We start from the raw sequence: 18,196 nt of genomic DNA, 5'->3' as shown, positions 1-18,196 counted from the left end.
TTCTGATTTATATGATTCTCTAAGAAAATAATGGAATTTCGGTTCTTTTTTAACAGGAAATCCCGACCTTTCCCTCCTTCAAATAAAACCGTTTGTCATGCTCGGCCAAAAAGCGGATGGTGGTGACGATTTTCTCCTCCGGAAAAGGCAATAAAGGGAGCAAAGCGGTGACAGGAAGCGGTTGCCGGGTAGATAGCAGTTCGAGCAACAGGTCGCGTATGGCATTGAAATCCCGATTGTTCAAGCCGGAATCATTCTTGGAAAGGCAGACGTCGCAACACCCGCAATCTTCCGTATTCTTTTCTCCGAAATAGGAGAGTAGCAGACGGCTCCGGCAGATATGTTCCCCGTCCATGTATTCCACCACTTTCGAAATGCGCTTTTTCATTCTTTCCCGACGTTCCTCATAAGCGGAGGATGGGATAATAAGGGCATTTTTTCGCACGCGTGGATGCGTATAAGTGATTTGGGGAGCGGTCTGGAAGGAAGATTCGTCCATTCCTTCGCAATATTCGATGTAGCCGGATAGTTCCAGCAACTTCAATGCATGATGCACCTGTAACGGAGGAAATTGGCAGGTGGAATAGAAATCCGTCAGTTCGAAGTTATAAACGATATCTTTTCCCTGTCCTTCCTGAATCCGGAAATAATCGCCCAACGCTTCATACACTTTCCCGATCAGCTTCTTTTCGGGAAACTCATCGTCTATCCGCTTTCTCAGATGAAAACTATCCGTATCTGTGCAGAGAGCCACCGCAAAGGCCTTCCGGCTGTCCCGTCCGGCACGGCCTGCCTCCTGGAAATATTCCTCCAATGACTCCGGCATATCCAGATGGATGACCAGTCGTACATCCGGTTTGTCGATCCCCATCCCGAAAGCGTTCGTGGCCACTATTACGCGGCATTCATTGTTTTTCCAGCGGCTTTGCCGGATCACCTTTTCCTCCCGGCTTAATCCGGCATGGAAAAAGTCGGCCGATATTCCCGATTGTTGCAGGAAGATTGCCACCTCCTTGGTCAGCTTGCGGTTTCGTGCGTAGACGATAGCCGTACCGGGCACTTTTCCGAGTATGTAGGCCAGTGTGCCTAACTTGTCTTCCGTACGGCGCACGATATAGGCGAGATTCGGGCGGACAAAACTTTTCCGGAAGACATTTTTTTCCTGGAAAAGCAGTCGTCCCTGTATGTCGTCCACGACTTCGGGTGTGGCGGTTGCCGTCAGTGCCAGTACCGGCACTCCGGGCAGTTGCTCCCGTATATCGGCGATGTGGAGGTAGGAAGGACGGAAGTCATAGCCCCATTGCGAGATACAATGACTCTCGTCTACCACTAACAGGCAGACGTTCATGGCCTGCAACTTTTCCCTGAATAATCCGGTGGCAAGCCGTTCGGGTGAAACATACAGGAACTTATTTTGTCCGGAAACGCAATTTTCCAGCTCCCCGGCGATTTCCTGGCGGCTCATACCCGAATACACTGCTGTGGCTTTGATTCCGACCCGGCGCAGATTGTCGACTTGGTCGCGCATCAAAGCGATAAGCGGGGTAATGACAAGGCAAATTCCATCCATCGCCAGCGCCGGAACCTGAAAGGTGATCGATTTGCCACCTCCCGTAGGCATAAGCCCGAGTGTATCTTTTCCGGCACAGACAGAACGAATGATCTCTTCCTGTAAAGGACGGAAAGCAGGGTATCCCCAATACTTCCCTAAAATCTTATGGTAGACATCCACCGCATCCCTTCATATATCGTTCTCCTTGATGTCCTTCACCATGAGTTGCAACGACGTGTTGCCGTTATAGGTGTTCTCCTCGATGGTGTAGCAGATATTGAAAGGTTTCATGTTCTTGATATGCGTATTGTGTTGGCGCATACCGAAAGCAATGCCATGTATCGGTGTGTTCGACTTGTCGTCGATCAGTTCCAATTTGATGTGTTCAAGGTCTTTCCCTACCAATTTGCTGGTCCCGTAGTCTTTGACTCCGAGAGAGCAGAATACGGGCTTCTGGTTGTCCGGGCCGAACGGGTTCATTTTTTTCAGTTCGCTCATGAACTTTGAATTGATATCTTGCAGGTCCAGTACGGCATCTATATCGATCTGCGGCGTCATCTGTTCGGGAATGATCTCGTCGGCAGCCAGTTTGAGGAACCGCTGGGTGAAAGCATCTAAGTTTTCCTCTTTCAGGGAGAGGCCGGCGGCATAGGTATGGCCCCCGAAGTTTTCCAGCAGGTCGCGGCAGCTTTCTATCGCTTTGTATATGTCGAATCCCGTAACCGAACGGGCGGAACCGGTAATCAGTTCGGACGATTTCGTCAGGACGACTGCCGGGCGGTAGTATTTTTCCGTCAGGCGGGAAGCGACGATCCCGATCACCCCTTTATGCCATCCCGGATTGTAGACGATGATCGCCTTACGGTCTTCCATATTCTGGAATTCGTCGATGATGGCGTTCGCCTCGTCTGTGATCTTTTTGTCCAGTTCGCGGCGTTCTTCGTTATACTGGTTGATGCTTTCGCTCTTTTCGCGGGCCACGTCCACATCCTTTGCCAAGAGTAGTTCGACTGCCTCCTTTCCGTTCATCATACGTCCGGAAGCGTTGATGCGCGGTCCGATCTTAAAGACGATGTCGCTGATCGTGATCTCTTTGCCCGACAGACCGCAGATATCGATAATCCCTTTCAGGCCGAGGCTCGGATTGCTGTTAAGCTGCTTTAGACCGTAATAAGCCAATATGCGGTTTTCGCCAGTGATAGGGACGATGTCCGAGGCGATGCTGACAGCCGTCAGTTCCAGCAGTTTTTCCAGGTCGGCGAACGGGAAGTTGTTGCTTTTGGCGAATGCCTGCATGAACTTGAAGCCGACGCCACACCCCGACAGATGTTCGTACGGATAGACCGAGTCCACCCGTTTGGCATCCAGCACGGCGACCGCATCCGGCAATGTGTCGTCCGGCATATGATGGTCGCAGATGATAAAATCGATTCCCAATTGCTTGGCATATTCGATCTTTTCGATGGCTTTGATACCGCAGTCGAGCGAGATCACCAGCGTGATTCCGTTTTCCCGGGCGTAGTCGATCCCTTTATACGAAATCCCGTATCCTTCGTCATACCGGTCCGGAATATAGAAATCCAGCGTCGATGAATAAGGACGCAAATACTTGTAGACCAGTGAAACGGCAGTTGTGCCGTCTACATCGTAGTCTCCGTAAATCAAAATCTTTTCTTTGTTTCCCAATGCTTTATTCAAGCGCTTGACAGCTTTTTCCATATCCGGCATGAGGAATGGATCATGCAAGTCGTTCAAGCTGGGTTTAAAGAATTTCTTCACCTCTTCAACAGTGGAGAGTCCTCGTTGAACGAGCAAAAGACATACGAACGGACTGAGTCCCATTTCGCTTGCCAGCTTGTCTCTCTTATGTAACTCTTCTTCTGTTGGGGTTTGAAAGTTCCATTTTGTAATCATTATATATTGTTTTTTCTTTTTTTCGTCTCTGAGATGAGGAGGGTGTTTCAAATTGACATTGCCGGACGCGGATGACGCAGACAATGCAGACGGACGCAGATTTATTTTGTTGATAATTAATATATCAGCGTTAATCTGCGCTCGTCTGCGTCATCTGCGTCCCATGAATACCGATATTTGACATACTCTCTTCATTTGAATCCGTAAAGTTAGATAATATAAATGGATATTTCTGTTTGGCGGCTTGCTTTTTAATTAAATTATAATTTCGGAAAAATTTTCACCTTGCTTTTTATGGTGAAAATTTATTTTCACTTTGTTTCGTGTGGCTGAAAATTTATTTTCACTTGCGGGAAAATTTATTTTCTCCGGGGTGAAAATAAATTCTTATGGCTTTTCTTGTTTGTCGGCTGTGGCGGCAAAACATTTTATCTCTTTTGTTTCCAAGTCCGCGAATGATTTGTACATTTGTGACATTATTTAAAAAACAATGACAGAAGATATTCAAAAAGCTTGCGAGATCATGCAGGCGGGAGGCATAATACTCTATCCTACAGATACGATCTGGGGAATTGGTTGCGATGCGACCAATGAGAAAGCCGTACAAAAAGTGTACGAGTTGAAGAAGAGAATGGACAATAAGGCTATGCTGGTATTGACCGACAGTTCGGCAAAGCTGAGCATGTACGTGTCGGATATGCCCGATATAGCCTGGGACCTGATCGAGGTGGCCGATAAACCGCTTACGATTATCTATCCTCATGCGAAGAATCTGGCGAATAATCTCTTGGGGGAAGACGGAAGTGTCGGTATCCGGGTGACGAACGAAGAGTTTTCCCGTAAACTGTGCGAGCGTTTCCGCAGACCGTTGGTATCTACCTCTGCGAACGTGAGCGGCGAACCTTCTCCGGGTAATTTCAGCGAGGTGTCGGACAGTATTAAGAACGGAGTCGATTATATTGTGAAATATCGCCAAGATGATATGAGCAAGGCGGGGCCTTCCAATATCATTAAGTTAGGAGACGGTGGCGTTGTCCAGGTAATCAGGTAAGAATGAAGAGGAGCAAGCAGGCAGGAAAATACATATTATCGGATTTCGTATCGGCTTCGGTTGCGTGGTTGCTATTCAATATCCTTCGTTATGAAATCTTGTTCATTATTAATGAGGGAACTGATAGTCTGCTTGATTATTTGCAATATCCGGGTGTACTCACCGGCCAGATCGTCATTCCTTTCTTCTGGTTGGTGCTTTATTATTTTTCGGGATATTACAACAAGCCGTTTGGAAAGTCTCGCCTCACCGAACTTTTTTCGACATTCATTACTGTGCTGATCGGGACGATTTTCGTCTTCTTTGCTTTGCTGCTCGACGATATTCCCCGTTCGATCAATATCTATTATAGATTATTCTTCGGAATGTTCGGATTGCAGTTTTTCATTACCTACATTCCACGTTTGCTGATTACGCAGAGCGGGGTAAGAAAAATAAAGAACCGGGAATGGGCGATGAACGTGCTGATTGTCGGTGCGGGAGAGAAGGCGGTCCGTATCGCTCACGATTTGTATCGCTTGGGCTATGATATTTGCGGGTTTGTTTCGGAAGACGAGAGGATTCCGGTCAAGGCTGACCGGAATCAGGTGTTAGGGACGGTGGAAGATATTCCGGTTTTGATGGAAAAGAAGAATGTGGATGAAATCGTTTTGGCTGTCGAGTCGAAGAACAATAAGATGCTCTTGGGAATCCTTTATTCGCTCTACCGCTATAAACGTCCGATAAAAGTGCTGGCGGACCGGTTCAATATGCTTTCGAAAATCCAGCTTCGAACGATACGGGGAATCCCGTTGGTCGATGTGACGGATAACAACTTTTCACCGGCCGGGCAGAACATAAAGTTTTTTCTGGATAAGGTTTCTTCTGCTGTTGCATTGTTACTGCTTTCTCCTTTATTCGTCTATATTGCATGGCGGGTGAAGAGGGATTCTCCGGGACCCGTGTTTTTCCGTCAGGAGCGGATTGGTTATCTTGGACAGCCGTTTTGGATGTATAAGTTCCGTACCATGTATGTCAATGCTGAAGAGAACGGGCCGTCGCTTTCGTCGGAAGACGACCCGCGTGTAACGCCGTTCGGACGTGTCATGCGAAAATACCGGCTGGACGAATTGCCACAGTTCTGGAACGTACTGAAAGGGGATATGTCACTGGTCGGACCGCGCCCCGAACGGAAATATTTTATCGACGAGATTGTGAAGACGGCTCCTTATTATTATCTGTTGCACAATGTCCGTCCGGGCATTACCTCGTTGGGGATGGTGAAGTACGGCTATGCGGCAAGCGTGGACAAAATGGTGGAGCGTATGGAATATGATATATTGTATTACGAAAATATGTCGTTGACGTTGGATCTGACGATTCTGATCTATACGGTTAAGACTGTCGTTACCGGAAAAGGGATTTGAGGAATTAAAGAATTAAAGAATGAAGGAATTAAAGAATTAAGGAATGAAGAAGGATAACTTTCAACTTTCAACTTTCAACTTTCAACTTTTCTATCGCTTCCTGCTATGGCGGGACAAGCATATACAAGAGAAGCATTTCATACTGATCGTCAGTTTCCTGGTCGGTATCTGTACGGCGGCAGCAGCTATTATCCTGAAGTCGATCATCCATTTTATACAACATCTTCTGACCGGCAATTTCAATCAGGACGGGGCGAATTACTTGTATCTGCTCTATCCGGTGATCGGTATCCTGCTGGCCGGTTTGTTTGTAAAATATATCGTACGGGATGATATCAGCCATGGGGTGACGAAGATACTCTATGCCATTTCCCAACGAAAGAGCCGTATCAAGCCTCATAATACTTGGACTTCCATTGTTGCCAGTTCCGTTACCATCGGCTTTGGTGGATCGGTCGGGGCGGAGGCGCCTATCGTGTTGACGGGGGCGGCGATCGGTTCCAATTTGGGCCGCTTGTTCCGCATGGAGCAAAAGACGCTGATGTTGCTGGTCGGTTGTGGGGCTGCCGGTGCGATTGCCGGTATTTTCAAAGCTCCGATTGCAGGGGTGGTGTTTGTGGTGGAAGTGCTGTTGCTGGACTTGACGATGACGTCGGTACTGCCTTTGCTTATCACTTCGGTGACGGCTGCGACCGTTTCCTATATCTTTACGGGTACGGAAGCGATGTTTCCGTTTTCGCAGACTGAAGCGTTTGTGATCGAGCGTATCCCTTATGTGCTGCTGCTCGGGGTTTTCTGCGGTCTGGTGTCTCTCTATTTTACCAAGGTCATGAACCGGGTTGAGGGAATGTATCGCAACTTGAATAATTACTGGAAGAAATTCGTCGTCGGGGGGATCATGTTGAGTGTGTTGATCTTCATATTTCCTCCGCTCTACGGTGAAGGTTACGATACGATTTCGTCTTTGTTGAACGGGCAGTTTTCCCATATAATGGATAAGAGTATGTTCTATAGCTTGAACGATACCTATTGGGGATTGCAGATATTCCTTACGCTGATCCTGTTGTTTAAGGTCTTTGCTTCGAGTGCGACGAATGCAGGAGGCGGTTGCGGTGGTATATTTGCTCCCAGCTTGTATTTGGGATGTATTGCCGGATTCGTGTTTGCTCATGCGTCCAACTATTTCCCTTTTACGATGTATCTGTCGGAGAAGAATTTCGCCTTATTGGGAATGGCGGGAATCATGTCCGGTGTCATGCACGCGCCGCTGACCGGTGTCTTCCTGATTGCGGAGCTGACCGGAGGATACGCTCTTTTCCTTCCGCTGATGATCGTATCCGTGAGTTCTTATATCACGATCAAGATGTTTCTTCCGCACAGTATCTATTCAATGCGTCTGGCTCAGAAAGGAGAGTTGCTTACCCATCATAAAGACCGTGCCGTGTTGACGTTGCTGAATACCGACAGTGTGATCGAACGCGACTTCCTGACCGTCTCTCCCGAAATGTCTTTGGGAGATATGGTGAAGGTGATTGCCAAGAGCGGACGAAACACGTTCCCGGTTATCGACGAGCGGGGAATCCTGTTAGGACTCGTTCTGTTGGATAATATCCGGAACATTATGTTCCGCCCTGAGTTATATAACCGGTTTCACGTCTCCAAGTTCATGGTTTCGGCACCTGCCAAGATCCAGGTAGGGACGCCGATGGAGCAGATCATGCGTATCTTTGACGATACGAAGGCCTGGAACCTGCCGGTTGTAGATGAGGAAGGACGGTATATCGGTTTTATGTCCAAATCGAAGATATTTAATTCATACCGCGAAGTGCTGGTTGAAAACTTTTCAGGAGATTAAAAAATGAAGAAAGAAGATTTACGAATCGTTTATATGGGCACTCCCGATTTTGCGGTGGAGAGCCTGCGTGCCTTGGTTGAGGGCGGATATAATATAGTAGGGGTGATTACGATGCCGGACAAGCCGGTCGGCCGTCATGGGAGTGTCTTGCAGGCAAGTCCTGTGAAGCAATATGCCGTATCGAAGGAATTGCCGGTACTCCAGCCGGAAAAACTGAAAGATGAGGCTTTTCTTTCCGAGCTGCGGGCTTTGAAAGCGGACTTGCAGATCGTCGTCGCTTTCCGTATGTTGCCGGAGGTTGTCTGGAATATGCCTCGCTTGGGAACGTTTAACCTTCATGCCTCTTTGCTTCCTCAATACAGGGGAGCTGCGCCTATCAACTGGGCGGTGATCAACGGAGATACAGAAACCGGTGCGACAACCTTTTTCCTGACTCACGAGATCGACACGGGGAAGATTATCCGCCAGAAGCATTTGCCTATTGCCGATACGGATGATGTGGGCATTGTCCATGATTCTCTGATGACAATGGGGGCCGGGTTGGTGTTGGAAACCGTCGATTTGCTGCTGGAAGGAAAAGCAGATGCCGTTCCTCAGGAAGAATTTTATAAAGATCCTTCCGAACTCCGGCCCGCTCCGAAGATTTTCAAAGAGACTTGCCGTATTGATTGGCATCAGCCGGTGAAAAGGATTTATGACTTTATTCGTGGTCTGTCTCCCTATCCGGCGGCCTGGACTGAAATCGTTTCTCCGGAAGGTGTGCGTACCACACTGAAAATCTATCAGGCAGAGAAGCTTTTTGTCGCACATGAACTTCCCGTCGGAACCGTCCGGACCGATCGTAAAAGTTATATCGATGTGGCAGTGGAAGATGGATACCTGCGTTTGCTATCCATTCAATTGGCCGGTAAGAAACGTTTGCCGGTGGCGGACTTCCTGAACGGGTTCAAACAGATAGGAGAATATAAAGTTGATTAATAAAAAAGGAGGTGTGTCAAACTATCCTTGTCCCCGCGCCCCTCGCGGGGCCGCAAAAGGACAGACCTTATCAATCCGATTTTTATAGGGTCGGTTTTTATGCGATCCCGCGTCAAGCGCGGGAACAGGATAGTTTTGACCTCCTTTTACTTGATAGATATTTTTATTTATCTGGTTTCTTGTAATGCATCTTCCAGACTGATTCCTAATGCATCGGCTACACCTTTGCCATAAGCGGGATCTGCCTTATAACAATTGCGCACGTGACGTTGCTGGATGAACAGTTCGGCTCCTCCGATCTGACGGGCAGTGTTTTCGAACAGGAGTTGTTGTTCGTCGGCCGGCATCAGACGGAATAGTGCACCGGGCTGGCTGTAGTAATCGTCGTCGTATTCACGCTCGTTATAGTTGTAGATAGGACCGTTGGCAGGATAGGGCGGTTCCTTGTTTTCGGGTGTGTCCTTCCATTCACCGTAACTGTTAGGCTCGTATCCTTTGGCTGCACCGTAGTTGCCGTCTACACGCATGGCTCCGTCGCGATGGTAAGCATGGAACGGACAACGCGGTTTGTTTACCGGAATCTGCTCCAAGTTGACTCCTAAACGGTAACGTTGTGCATCTCCGTATGAGAAGAGGCGGCCTTGCAGCATCTTGTCAGGAGAAAATCCGATACCATCCACGATATTTATCGGATTGAAGGCGGCTTGTTCGACCTCGGCGAAATAGTTTTCCGGATTGCGGTTCAGTTCCAGGATACCTACATCCATCAACGGGAAGTCTCCGTGCGGCCATACCTTCGTCAAATCGAAGGGGTTGATGTGATAGTTGTTTGCCTCTTCGACTGTCATCAACTGGATTTGGAACTTCCATTTCGGGAAATCGCCTTTCTCGATGCTTTCGAAAAGGTCACGCTGGTGTGATTCGCGGTCTTTCGCAATGATCGCTTCGGCTTCCTGGTCGGTCAGGTTCTTAATGCCCTGTAATGTCTTAAGATGGAATTTCACCCAGATGCGTTCGTTATCGGCATTGATGAAGCTGTACGTGTGGCTTCCGAATCCATGCATGTGACGGTAGGAATAGGGAATGCCGCGAGGGCTCATCGTGATCGTTACTTGGTGTAAGGCTTCGGGAAGCAAGGTCCAGAAGTCCCAGTTGTTGTTGGCACTGCGCATGTTTGTTTTCGGATCCCGTTTGACGGCGTGGTTAAGGTCTGGAAACTTCAACGGGTCGCGCAGGAAGAATACGGGTGTGTTGTTTCCCACCAGGTCCCAGTTACCTTCTTCGGTATAGAACTTAATAGCGAAACCGCGTATGTCACGTTCCGCATCGGCAGCACCACGTTCGCCGGCAACGGTCGAGAAGCGGACAAAACAGTCTGTTTTTTTACCTACTTCGCTGAATATCGCGGCTTTTGTGTATTTTGTGATGTCATTTGTAACGGTAAAAGTACCATAGGCACCTGAACCTTTAGCATGCATACGTCTTTCGGGGATTACTTCCCTGTCGAAATGGGCGAGCTTTTCAATTAACCATGGGTCTTGTAATAAGACCTGCCCACGCGGACCCACTGTCTGCGTGTTCTGATTGTCTGCAACGGGACGACCGTTGGCTGTCGTTAGTTTTCTGTCATTCATACGGATGTTTTTTTAGCCTGTAATTCGTCAGATTATATCTTGCCTTTATTATATAAAACTGCTTTCATACAGATTTTGTTTTTAAATGTGCTGTAAAAGTAAGCTGTTATTAAATGCCTGTCAAATAGGTAATATCAATGCTTGTATAAACCTATTCTATATTGGCCGGCTTATTTCTGTTTCCGATTGAATTTGTCCAATACTTTTTCCTGGAATAATTGCAGCAACTCGTAAAAACTGGGGATAAACATCGTTGCAAAAATGGTGTTTATCGCCATGCCGAATACGACTGCCGCTCCTAAGGATAGACGGCTTCCGGCTCCGGCTCCTGTTGCAAACAGTAAAGGCATAACCCCTAATACGAATGCGAATGAAGTCATCAAGATCGGACGCAGACGGACATGACCGGCTTCGAGTGCGGATTCGCGTATCGGATTACCGGCCTTATGGTAGTCACGGGCAAATTCTACAATCAGGATACCGTTCTTGGCAGAAAGGGCGATCAACAGGATGATACCGATTTGTGTATAAATACTGACCGGCACGCCCATGACGAAACATCCCAAAATGGCTCCTAACAAGGCGATCGGAAGTCCCATAATGGCAGCGATCGGGCTTGTCCAGCTTTCATACTGTGCGGAAAGAACCAGGAAAGCGACCAAAAGAGCCATTGCAAAAACGAGCATGGTGGTGGAGCCTGCTTTCGTTTCCTGATAGGCGACGGATGTCCATTCATATCCGAAATTATTGCCTAACTGCTCTTGTACGAGCTCTTCCATAGCCTGGATCGCTTCACCGGAGCTATATTTCGGATTGGCTATGCAGGTGATGGATGTCGACTTATACATATTATACAGGTTGATCTGATCCAGTCCCAACTGCTCCTTCACCTCTGTAAAAGCGGAGAAAGGAACCATTTTGCCGGAATTGTTTTCGAGACTCAGGTGCAACACATCGTCTATAACTTTTTGAGCTTGGTCGTTGGCCTCGATCTTTACCTGGTAGATACGCCCGAATTCGACGAAGTCGTTTACATAAGCAGCCCCCATATAGTAGCTTAAAGTCGAGAAAACCTGGTTAAGCTGAAGGCCGAGCAATTGTACTTTGTCACGGTCTATTTCCAGATTGTATTGCGGTACGTTGGCTTGGTACATACTGGAAAGGCTGAGCAATTGCGGTTTGCTTCGATACGTGGCTTGCAGTGTTTCGATGGCATGTTGCATTTCTGTAGGTCCCAGGTTTTTACGGTCCTCCAACTGGAGTTGCAGGCCTCCTGAAGCTCCCAATCCGGGAATTGCAGGGGGAACCATTGCGAATATCTGTGCCTCCTGGATACCGTAGGCTTCTCGGTTGAAACGGTTTACGACGGCCGAAGCGGTATGCTCTTTACCTCTTCGTTCGTTCCAGTTTTTCAGGATCACGAAATAGGTTCCTGCGTTCGAGAGTTCACCGCCGCCCATGATAGAAAAACCGTTTACTCCGATATAGGTCTTGACTTCAGGATAGCTGTCGAGGATCTTGTCGATCTGCTTTCCGACTGCTTCCGTACGGTTCAGGCTGGCTGCCGGCGGGAGCTGGGTAGATACCAGGAAATAACCGTCATCCTCTTCCGGAATGAAAGTGGTAGGCCAGCGCATGAACATGACAATGGCAATGATCGTTATGATCCCGAATATCACCATTGTGACAAGCGGGCTTTTCAGCATGCGGCCGACAATGTCGTCATATATTTTCTGAGTTTTGCCGAACACCTTGTTGAAGGCCTTGAACACAAAAAATTTCGGTTCTTTGTTTGCTTGCAGGAACAGGGCACACAAGGCCGGCGTGAGCGTCAGTGAGTTGAAACCGCTTAAAACGGTGGCAGCAGCGATTGTCAGGGCAAATTGTTTGTATAATTGCCCGGAGATACCGCTGATGAAGGTGGTCGGGATAAAGACAGCCAGTAATACCAACACGACACCTACGATCGGACCGACAATTTCACCCATAGCTTCTGTCACGGCTTCACGGGCAGTATATTTCCCCGTATCCATGAGCCGCGACGAGTTTTCTACCACCACGATCGCATCATCCACCACGATCGCGATAGCCAGGATCAACCCGAACAAAGTCAACGTATTGATCGAAAACCCCAAGGCCGACATGACCGCCAGTGTCCCGATCAGGGAGACGGGGATGGTGATACAGGGGATAATGACGGCACGGAAATTCTGGAGGAACAGGAAGATTACCAGTATGACGAGAGCTGTTGTTTCCAGGAAGGTGACGAGCACTTCGTCGATGGAGGCATTGATTACTTGTGTTGTGTCCAGTGTCACATCATAAACGACTCCTTCCGGTAGGTTTGCTGCCAGCTGCTCCATTTTCTCCCGTACCCCTTTGGCCACTTCCAGTGAGTTGGAACCGGGGAGTTGGTAAATGGCTATGGCGGCACTCGGCTGGCCTTTCAACTTGGAGGTGACATTATAAGAAGAACTGCCTAATTCGATACGGGCGACATCTTTCAACCGGAGAATTTTTCCTCCCTCTTCCGTACGGAGGATGATATCTCCGAATTCTTCCGGAGTCGTCAAACGGCCTTTTACCGTCAGTGTGTACTGGAACGGATTGTCCGCTTTGGCTATTGGCTGCCCGACGTAACCGGCTGAAACCTGTGTGTTCTGTGTCGAGATTGCCTGGAAGATCATATCCGGAGTGAGGTTACGGATACGCATGGCGTTCGGGTCGAGCCATATACGCATACTGTAGCTTCCGGCTCCCATGACACTGACGGAGCCAACACCCGGCAAACGCGTCAGTTCGTCCGTCATGTTGAGGCTGGCGTAGTTGCTCAGGTATAGACCGCTGTATGTGGAGTCACGGGAGCTTAGTGTCAGCATCATAACAATGTTGGATGATTGCTTCTTGGTGGTGATGCCTTGTACGATCACGGCTTCCGGCAGACTACTTTGTGCAATGCTGACACGGTTCTGCACCATGACGGTCGCCATGTCGATATCGGTTCCGACTGCGAATGTGATGGTGAGTGAATAGGCTCCGGAGCTGGATGAATTGGAACTCATGTAAAGCATTCCGTCCACACCGTTTACCTGTTGTTCAATGGGTAATCCTACGGTCTGTGCCACTGTTTCCGCATCTGCACCCGGGTAGAAAGCTGAAACCTGTACGGTCGGCGGTGTGATTTCCGGATATTGCGCAATGGGAAGTATATGTAGCGTGACTAATCCGGCTACCACCAGGATCAGTGCGAGGACGGTAGCGAATATCGGTCTGTTTATGAAAAATTTTACCATAGCTTTTTATTTTATAGGCTTAATACTCATACCGTCTCTAACTTTCAACAGGGCGGTTGTCACGTACCGTTCGTTAGGGCGGATACCGCTGATGACTTGACGAAGTGTATCGTTTACCAACTGTCCGGGTTCGATATGACGGTATCGTACGATATTCGAGTCGTTTACTATGTACAGGAATTTTCCTAACTGGTCGGTTCCAATGGAGGCATCGCGTACGAGGACAGCGTTTTTCTGTTCGCTGTAGGGCAATGTGATCGTTACGTATAACCCACTTTTCAGTTCGCCGTCTTTATTTTCGAGATTGGCACGGACGTTTAGCGTACCGGTTGACAGATCGACGTTAGGGGAGAGGTAGTCCAATGTCCCGGTATACCTTTGCCGTCCGTCCTGTCCGAGACGTACGGAAACGTGGGTAGGCATCTTGACGTTCGGATCGTTCTGGGCGGCAATCATTTTCATCCGCATGAACTGGTTATCTTCGATATTGAAGTTGGCGTACATGATGTCATCTTTGTATAAGGTAGCCAAAGTGACGGGTTGGACGGCACCGTTGATATAATTGCCCACGTCATAGCTTGCACGGGTGACACGTCCATCATAAGGGGCCCGGATATAGCAATAGCTCAGGTTGGTCCGGGCTGTTTTCAAAGCTGCTTCGGCATTGTTTACAGATGCCTCCATTTCCGCTGCGGTCGATTCGGCTTGCAAGACTTGTATTTGGCTGACAGCCCCGCTTTTAGCTGCTTCTTTCATGCGTTCGTAGTTGCTGCGGGCATATTCGGTCTGAGCTTTTGCCGTGTTCAGCGCGGCTTCCGCTTGGGTGACATTGTTCTGGTAGACTTCCGGTTCGATTACAAATATCAGGTCGCCCTTTTTTACTTTTGCACCCGGCACAAGTTGTGAGGATTGCAGGTATCCGTTCACGCGTGCTACCAGGTTGACCATACGGTCGGAGCTCAAATAGCCCGGATAGTCCTTTGTCAGCGTGATATCTTGTACGACAGGCGTTGCAACACTGATGGAAGGGGCTGGCATTTCCGTCTGGAGACTTTTCTCTTTACATCCTGTCAACAGGACAATGGACAGTCCTACAATCCCTATTTTAATAGTAGTCTTCATCTCTTTTATTTTTTAATTCTTAATTATCAATTTTCATTTTCCCAACCGCCGCCTAACGCCTGATAAAGTTGGATCAGGCTTAGCAGGGAGGAGCCTCTGGCTTGTGTCAGCTCATTTTCATAGGAAAGGAGGGAGCGTTGTGCGTCCAGGACATTCTGGAAAGGAGTAAGTCCCTGTTTATAGAGGTCGAGCGAAAGCTCCAATGTCTGCTTCCCCTGATTGACGACTTCCCGGAGCGCGACAATTTGTTTGATCGAGTTCTTGTAGGAATTCATGGCATTGTCCACTTCCTGGACAGCTGTCAGTACATCCTGGTTGAATTGTCGGATCGACTCGTCGAGCTGGGCTTTTGCCAGCCGTGTCGCCTGCGCCAACTTTGTTCCCTGAAAGAAATTCCAGGAGATGGCGGGAGCGATCTCGTAGGTGAAGCTGTTATGATTTACCAGTTTGTCCAAATCATGCGAAGCGAATCCCACCGACCCTTTGACGAAAACTTTCGGCCACCAGTCTGATTTGGAGGCGCCGAGCGATGCCGCCCGTGCGTTTACCAGGCGTTCAGCCGCCCGGATGTCCGGCCGGCGTAGTAGCAGGTTTGCGGGAATGCCGATGCCGATTGTCTCGATGTATTCCGGCAATGGCTTCCGTGTTTCCATGATTTCCCGGACGTCCCAGGGATAAAGTCCCATCAGTACGCCCAAAGCGTTTGTGTACTGGATGATTCCGGCTTCCAGCATGGGGAGAGAGGCTTTTGTGTCGTAGTAGACGGATAAGGCCTGTGCGACATCTAATTTTGAGACAAGCCCTGTTTCGTACCTTTTTTCAGTGATCTTGACGACCGCCTGTTGCGACAGGCAGTTCTTTTTGACCACTTCCACTTCCTGTTGCAGTTCCCGCAAGTTGATGTAGGCGGATGCCACTTGGGCGCAAAGGGAGACCATCACGGCGTTGTAGTCTTCTTTGGAGGCTGCAAAGTTCTCCTTTTGGGCCTTTACACGGTTGCGGATGCTTCCGAATACATCGATTTCCCAGTTCATAGACAGGGCGGCATCGCTGTATTGGGTTATCGTCTGCGGCAGGTTGCTTGTATGCCCGCTACTTTGTTGCCGGGTCCAGCCGGCAGCGAGTCCCAGGGTTGGCGAATAGCTACCTTGTTGTATACGCAGATTGGCTTTTGCCATAGCGATACGGTCTGCCGCCATCAGTATGGAGTAGTTCTGCTTTACGGCTACTTCAATCAGCGAGTCCAGGGTGGGATCATTGAAGTTTTTCCACCACTGGTCGTCTACCGGTAATGTCTGTTGAAAATCACTGTCGTTTTCCTGCCACGCTTCCGGTAATGCGTGATCCAGGTATTTGTGTTCTTTCTGCGCCGGCAGCGTTATCGGCAGGAACAGGCAGAGCACAGCATAACACCATGTACGTATGTGCATAATTTTTTTGTTTAGATTTAGCCATTAAAGAACAGACTTGCCGTATAATTGTTTGCCTCTTTTTATTTCTTTCTGTTTATTTTATACGTGGGATGCTTTGTATCTTTGCCACGAAATGAAATGAGAATAACAATGGGAAAGAAAGAAGAATATAAAGAAAAGAATCTACGGTTTTTAGAAGAAGTGGCTACCGGCGAGGGAGTCGTCAAGCTCCCTTGTGGTGTGTTGTATAAGGAGATAGAGAAAGGGACCGGTGTGGTTTCACCGGAACTGACGGATGTCGTCTCTGTCCATTACCGTGGAACGCTGGCCAACGGACGCGAGTTTGATAATTCCTGGAAACGGGGATGTCCGGAGGCATTCCGCCTCAATCAGGTGATCGAAGGATGGCAGGAAGCGCTCCGGCGGATGCATGTGGGAGACCGTTGGATGATTTATATCCCGTATACATTAGGTTACGGGACACGTACATCCGGTCCGATCCCCGGTTATTCCACACTGCTGTTCGAAGTCGAACTGTTGGGGATTGCATAATTTTCCTTAAGGCTCTTTTTCAGTTTCCGATAGACATATATGAATGCCGGGACGAGGAAGAGGTCTGCGGCTATCCAGGCGGTCGGATCGCCAAAGCAAACAGCTAAGAATCCGAATATCGGTACGGCATAGATACTGACCAGCGTGCGTGCGATCATTTCGGAAACTCCGGAAAGCATCGCCAGATTGGTGTATCCTGCGCCTTGTATGGTGTAGCGCAGGATACAGAGCAGCCCTAAGATCGGAAAGAAATAGCAAGAAACGTGTAGGAAGAGTACCGTGTTTTTAAGTATTTCCGTTTCCGAAGCGTCTACGAACAGCAATGATATCTTGTCGGAGGCCGACATCAGTATTGTAAAAGTGAAGACGGCATAGATCATCATCAGCAGCGAGCTGGCTTTGATCCCCTGCCAGATGCGTTCGGGTTTTCCGGCTCCGTAGTTTTGCCCCGTATAGGTAGCCATCGCTATACCTAAGCTTTCAAAGGCACAGATAAAGAACATCTTGATTCTCATTGCTGCTGTGAATGCGGCTACACAAGCTGTTCCCAAAGCGTTATTGGCACTTTGGAGCAGGATGCTGCCGATTGCCGTAATGGAGAATTGAAGTCCCATCGGTACTCCGATATATAAAAGATTTTTAGCCAGTGGAAAGCGGAATTTACGGTCGTCAGCCGTCCCTTTCAGGACTGGAAAATGCTTGTACATATAAAAATAACAGAGAAGTGCCGACACACCTTGTGACACGACGGTGGCGATACCAGCTCCTAACACGCCCCATCCCAACACGAGGATACAGAACAGGTCGAGCACGATGTTCAATACGGTAGAGAACAGCAGGAACCAAAATGGTGTTTTACTATCGCCGAGTGCACGTATGATGCTGGACAGCAAGTTGTAGAAGAACGTACAAGGTACTCCGATAAACGTTACGAGCAGATAATAGTAAGCTCCGTGAAAAATATTTTCCGGAGTCTGCATACTTCTCAGGATATCTGCACAGTATACGCTTGTCAGAACCGCAATGACGATCGACATCAGGGCTGCCAGTTGTAAACTGACCGTCACGTACCGTCGCATTGTCTTGTAGTCTCTCGCCCCGAATTTCTGTGCTACCGGAATCCCGAACCCGCAACAACACCCGTTGCAAAATCCTAAAATCAGGAATACGACCGAAGTGCTTGCCCCGATTGCTGCCAGATCATTGATCCCTAAGAATTTTCCAACGATAGCGGCATCCACAAGCGAGTAGGTTTGTTGCAATATATTTCCAAGCAACAGGGGGAAGGTGAAATTGAGAATAAGCGGCAGGGGAGCACCCTCCGTCATTTCTTTAGTAGTAGTTGCCATAAATGTGATACCTAAACAATTTTGGGGGACAAAGATAGAGAAAAGGATGGGAAGTTGTTCCGATAAGCGTATACAGAT

The 18,196-nt window shown here is 48.5% G+C and carries 12 protein-coding genes; 5 read left to right on the top strand and 7 right to left on the bottom strand.

Going from position 1 to position 18,196, the window contains the following annotated elements; all coding sequences use genetic code 11:
- Positions 1 to 49: 49 nt before the first annotated feature.
- Both NQ564_RS07485 and recJ read right to left on the bottom strand, forming a co-directional pair.
- Positions 50 to 1,732 (bottom strand): RecQ family ATP-dependent DNA helicase, encoded by a 1,683-nt coding sequence (locus NQ564_RS07485; RefSeq protein WP_008149241.1) that lies wholly within the window; start codon positions 1,730 to 1,732, stop codon positions 50 to 52.
- A gap of 9 nt (positions 1,733 to 1,741) precedes the next feature.
- A complete protein-coding gene (gene recJ / locus NQ564_RS07480) occupies positions 1,742 to 3,466 on the bottom strand; it encodes a single-stranded-DNA-specific exonuclease RecJ (RefSeq protein ID WP_008149242.1) in 1,725 nt (574 codons plus the stop codon).
- Between the two features lie 490 nt (positions 3,467 to 3,956).
- Between recJ and NQ564_RS07475 the strand changes: the two genes are divergently transcribed.
- Genes NQ564_RS07475 through fmt form a run of 4 tightly spaced genes read left to right on the top strand, consistent with a single transcriptional unit; the run spans position 3,957 to position 8,756 of the window.
- The gene (locus tag NQ564_RS07475) at positions 3,957 to 4,517 is read left to right on the top strand and encodes an L-threonylcarbamoyladenylate synthase (protein ID WP_008149245.1); all 561 of its coding nucleotides are present in this window, start codon (positions 3,957 to 3,959) and stop codon (positions 4,515 to 4,517) included.
- Positions 4,518 to 4,519: 2 nt separating this feature from the next.
- Positions 4,520 to 5,923 carry a sugar transferase gene (locus NQ564_RS07470; RefSeq protein WP_008149246.1) on the top strand — a complete coding sequence of 468 codons (1,404 nt, stop codon included), beginning with the start codon at positions 4,520 to 4,522 and terminating at the stop codon, positions 5,921 to 5,923.
- 43 nt (positions 5,924 to 5,966) lie between these two features.
- On the top strand, positions 5,967 to 7,778 hold the full coding sequence (locus tag NQ564_RS07465) for a chloride channel protein (protein WP_021862709.1): 1,812 nt from the start codon (positions 5,967 to 5,969) through the stop codon (positions 7,776 to 7,778).
- Positions 7,779 to 7,781: 3 nt separating this feature from the next.
- Positions 7,782 to 8,756, top strand: coding sequence for a methionyl-tRNA formyltransferase (gene fmt / locus NQ564_RS07460; RefSeq protein ID WP_008149249.1), 975 nt, complete (start codon positions 7,782 to 7,784; stop codon positions 8,754 to 8,756).
- Positions 8,757 to 8,923: 167 nt separating this feature from the next.
- Here the strand turns inward: fmt and NQ564_RS07455 are convergent, their stop codons facing one another.
- The 4 genes from NQ564_RS07455 to NQ564_RS07440 all read right to left on the bottom strand — a co-directional run bounded on the left by NQ564_RS07455 (position 8,924) and on the right by NQ564_RS07440 (position 16,235).
- Positions 8,924 to 10,390 carry a catalase gene (locus tag NQ564_RS07455; protein WP_008149250.1) on the bottom strand — a complete coding sequence of 489 codons (1,467 nt, stop codon included), beginning with the start codon at positions 10,388 to 10,390 and terminating at the stop codon, positions 8,924 to 8,926.
- A gap of 170 nt (positions 10,391 to 10,560) precedes the next feature.
- On the bottom strand, positions 10,561 to 13,683 hold the full coding sequence (locus NQ564_RS07450; protein WP_008149251.1) for an efflux RND transporter permease subunit: 3,123 nt from the start codon (positions 13,681 to 13,683) through the stop codon (positions 10,561 to 10,563).
- Positions 13,684 to 13,689: 6 nt separating this feature from the next.
- A complete protein-coding gene (locus tag NQ564_RS07445; protein WP_008149252.1) occupies positions 13,690 to 14,805 on the bottom strand; it encodes an efflux RND transporter periplasmic adaptor subunit in 1,116 nt (371 codons plus the stop codon).
- 26 nt (positions 14,806 to 14,831) lie between these two features.
- Positions 14,832 to 16,235: an efflux transporter outer membrane subunit gene (locus tag NQ564_RS07440; protein ID WP_008149253.1), complete on the bottom strand. Its 1,404-nt coding sequence runs from the start codon at positions 16,233 to 16,235 to the stop codon at positions 14,832 to 14,834.
- 132 nt (positions 16,236 to 16,367) lie between these two features.
- Between NQ564_RS07440 and NQ564_RS07435 the strand changes: the two genes are divergently transcribed.
- Complete coding sequence (locus tag NQ564_RS07435) at positions 16,368 to 16,769, top strand: FKBP-type peptidyl-prolyl cis-trans isomerase (protein WP_005639328.1); 402 nt, start codon at positions 16,368 to 16,370, stop codon at positions 16,767 to 16,769.
- Here the strand turns inward: NQ564_RS07435 and NQ564_RS07430 are convergent.
- On the bottom strand, positions 16,724 to 18,118 hold the full coding sequence (locus tag NQ564_RS07430; protein WP_008149256.1) for an MATE family efflux transporter: 1,395 nt from the start codon (positions 18,116 to 18,118) through the stop codon (positions 16,724 to 16,726). The two genes, NQ564_RS07435 and NQ564_RS07430, sit on opposite strands and share 46 nt — an antisense overlap.
- Positions 18,119 to 18,196 lie beyond the last annotated feature (78 nt).

Origin of the sequence: Parabacteroides johnsonii DSM 18315 (genome assembly GCF_025151045.1) — a bacterium.
In the GTDB taxonomy this organism is placed as follows: Bacteria; Bacteroidota; Bacteroidia; order Bacteroidales; family Tannerellaceae; genus Parabacteroides; species Parabacteroides johnsonii.
This window is presented reverse-complemented; position numbering and strand designations above follow the sequence as displayed.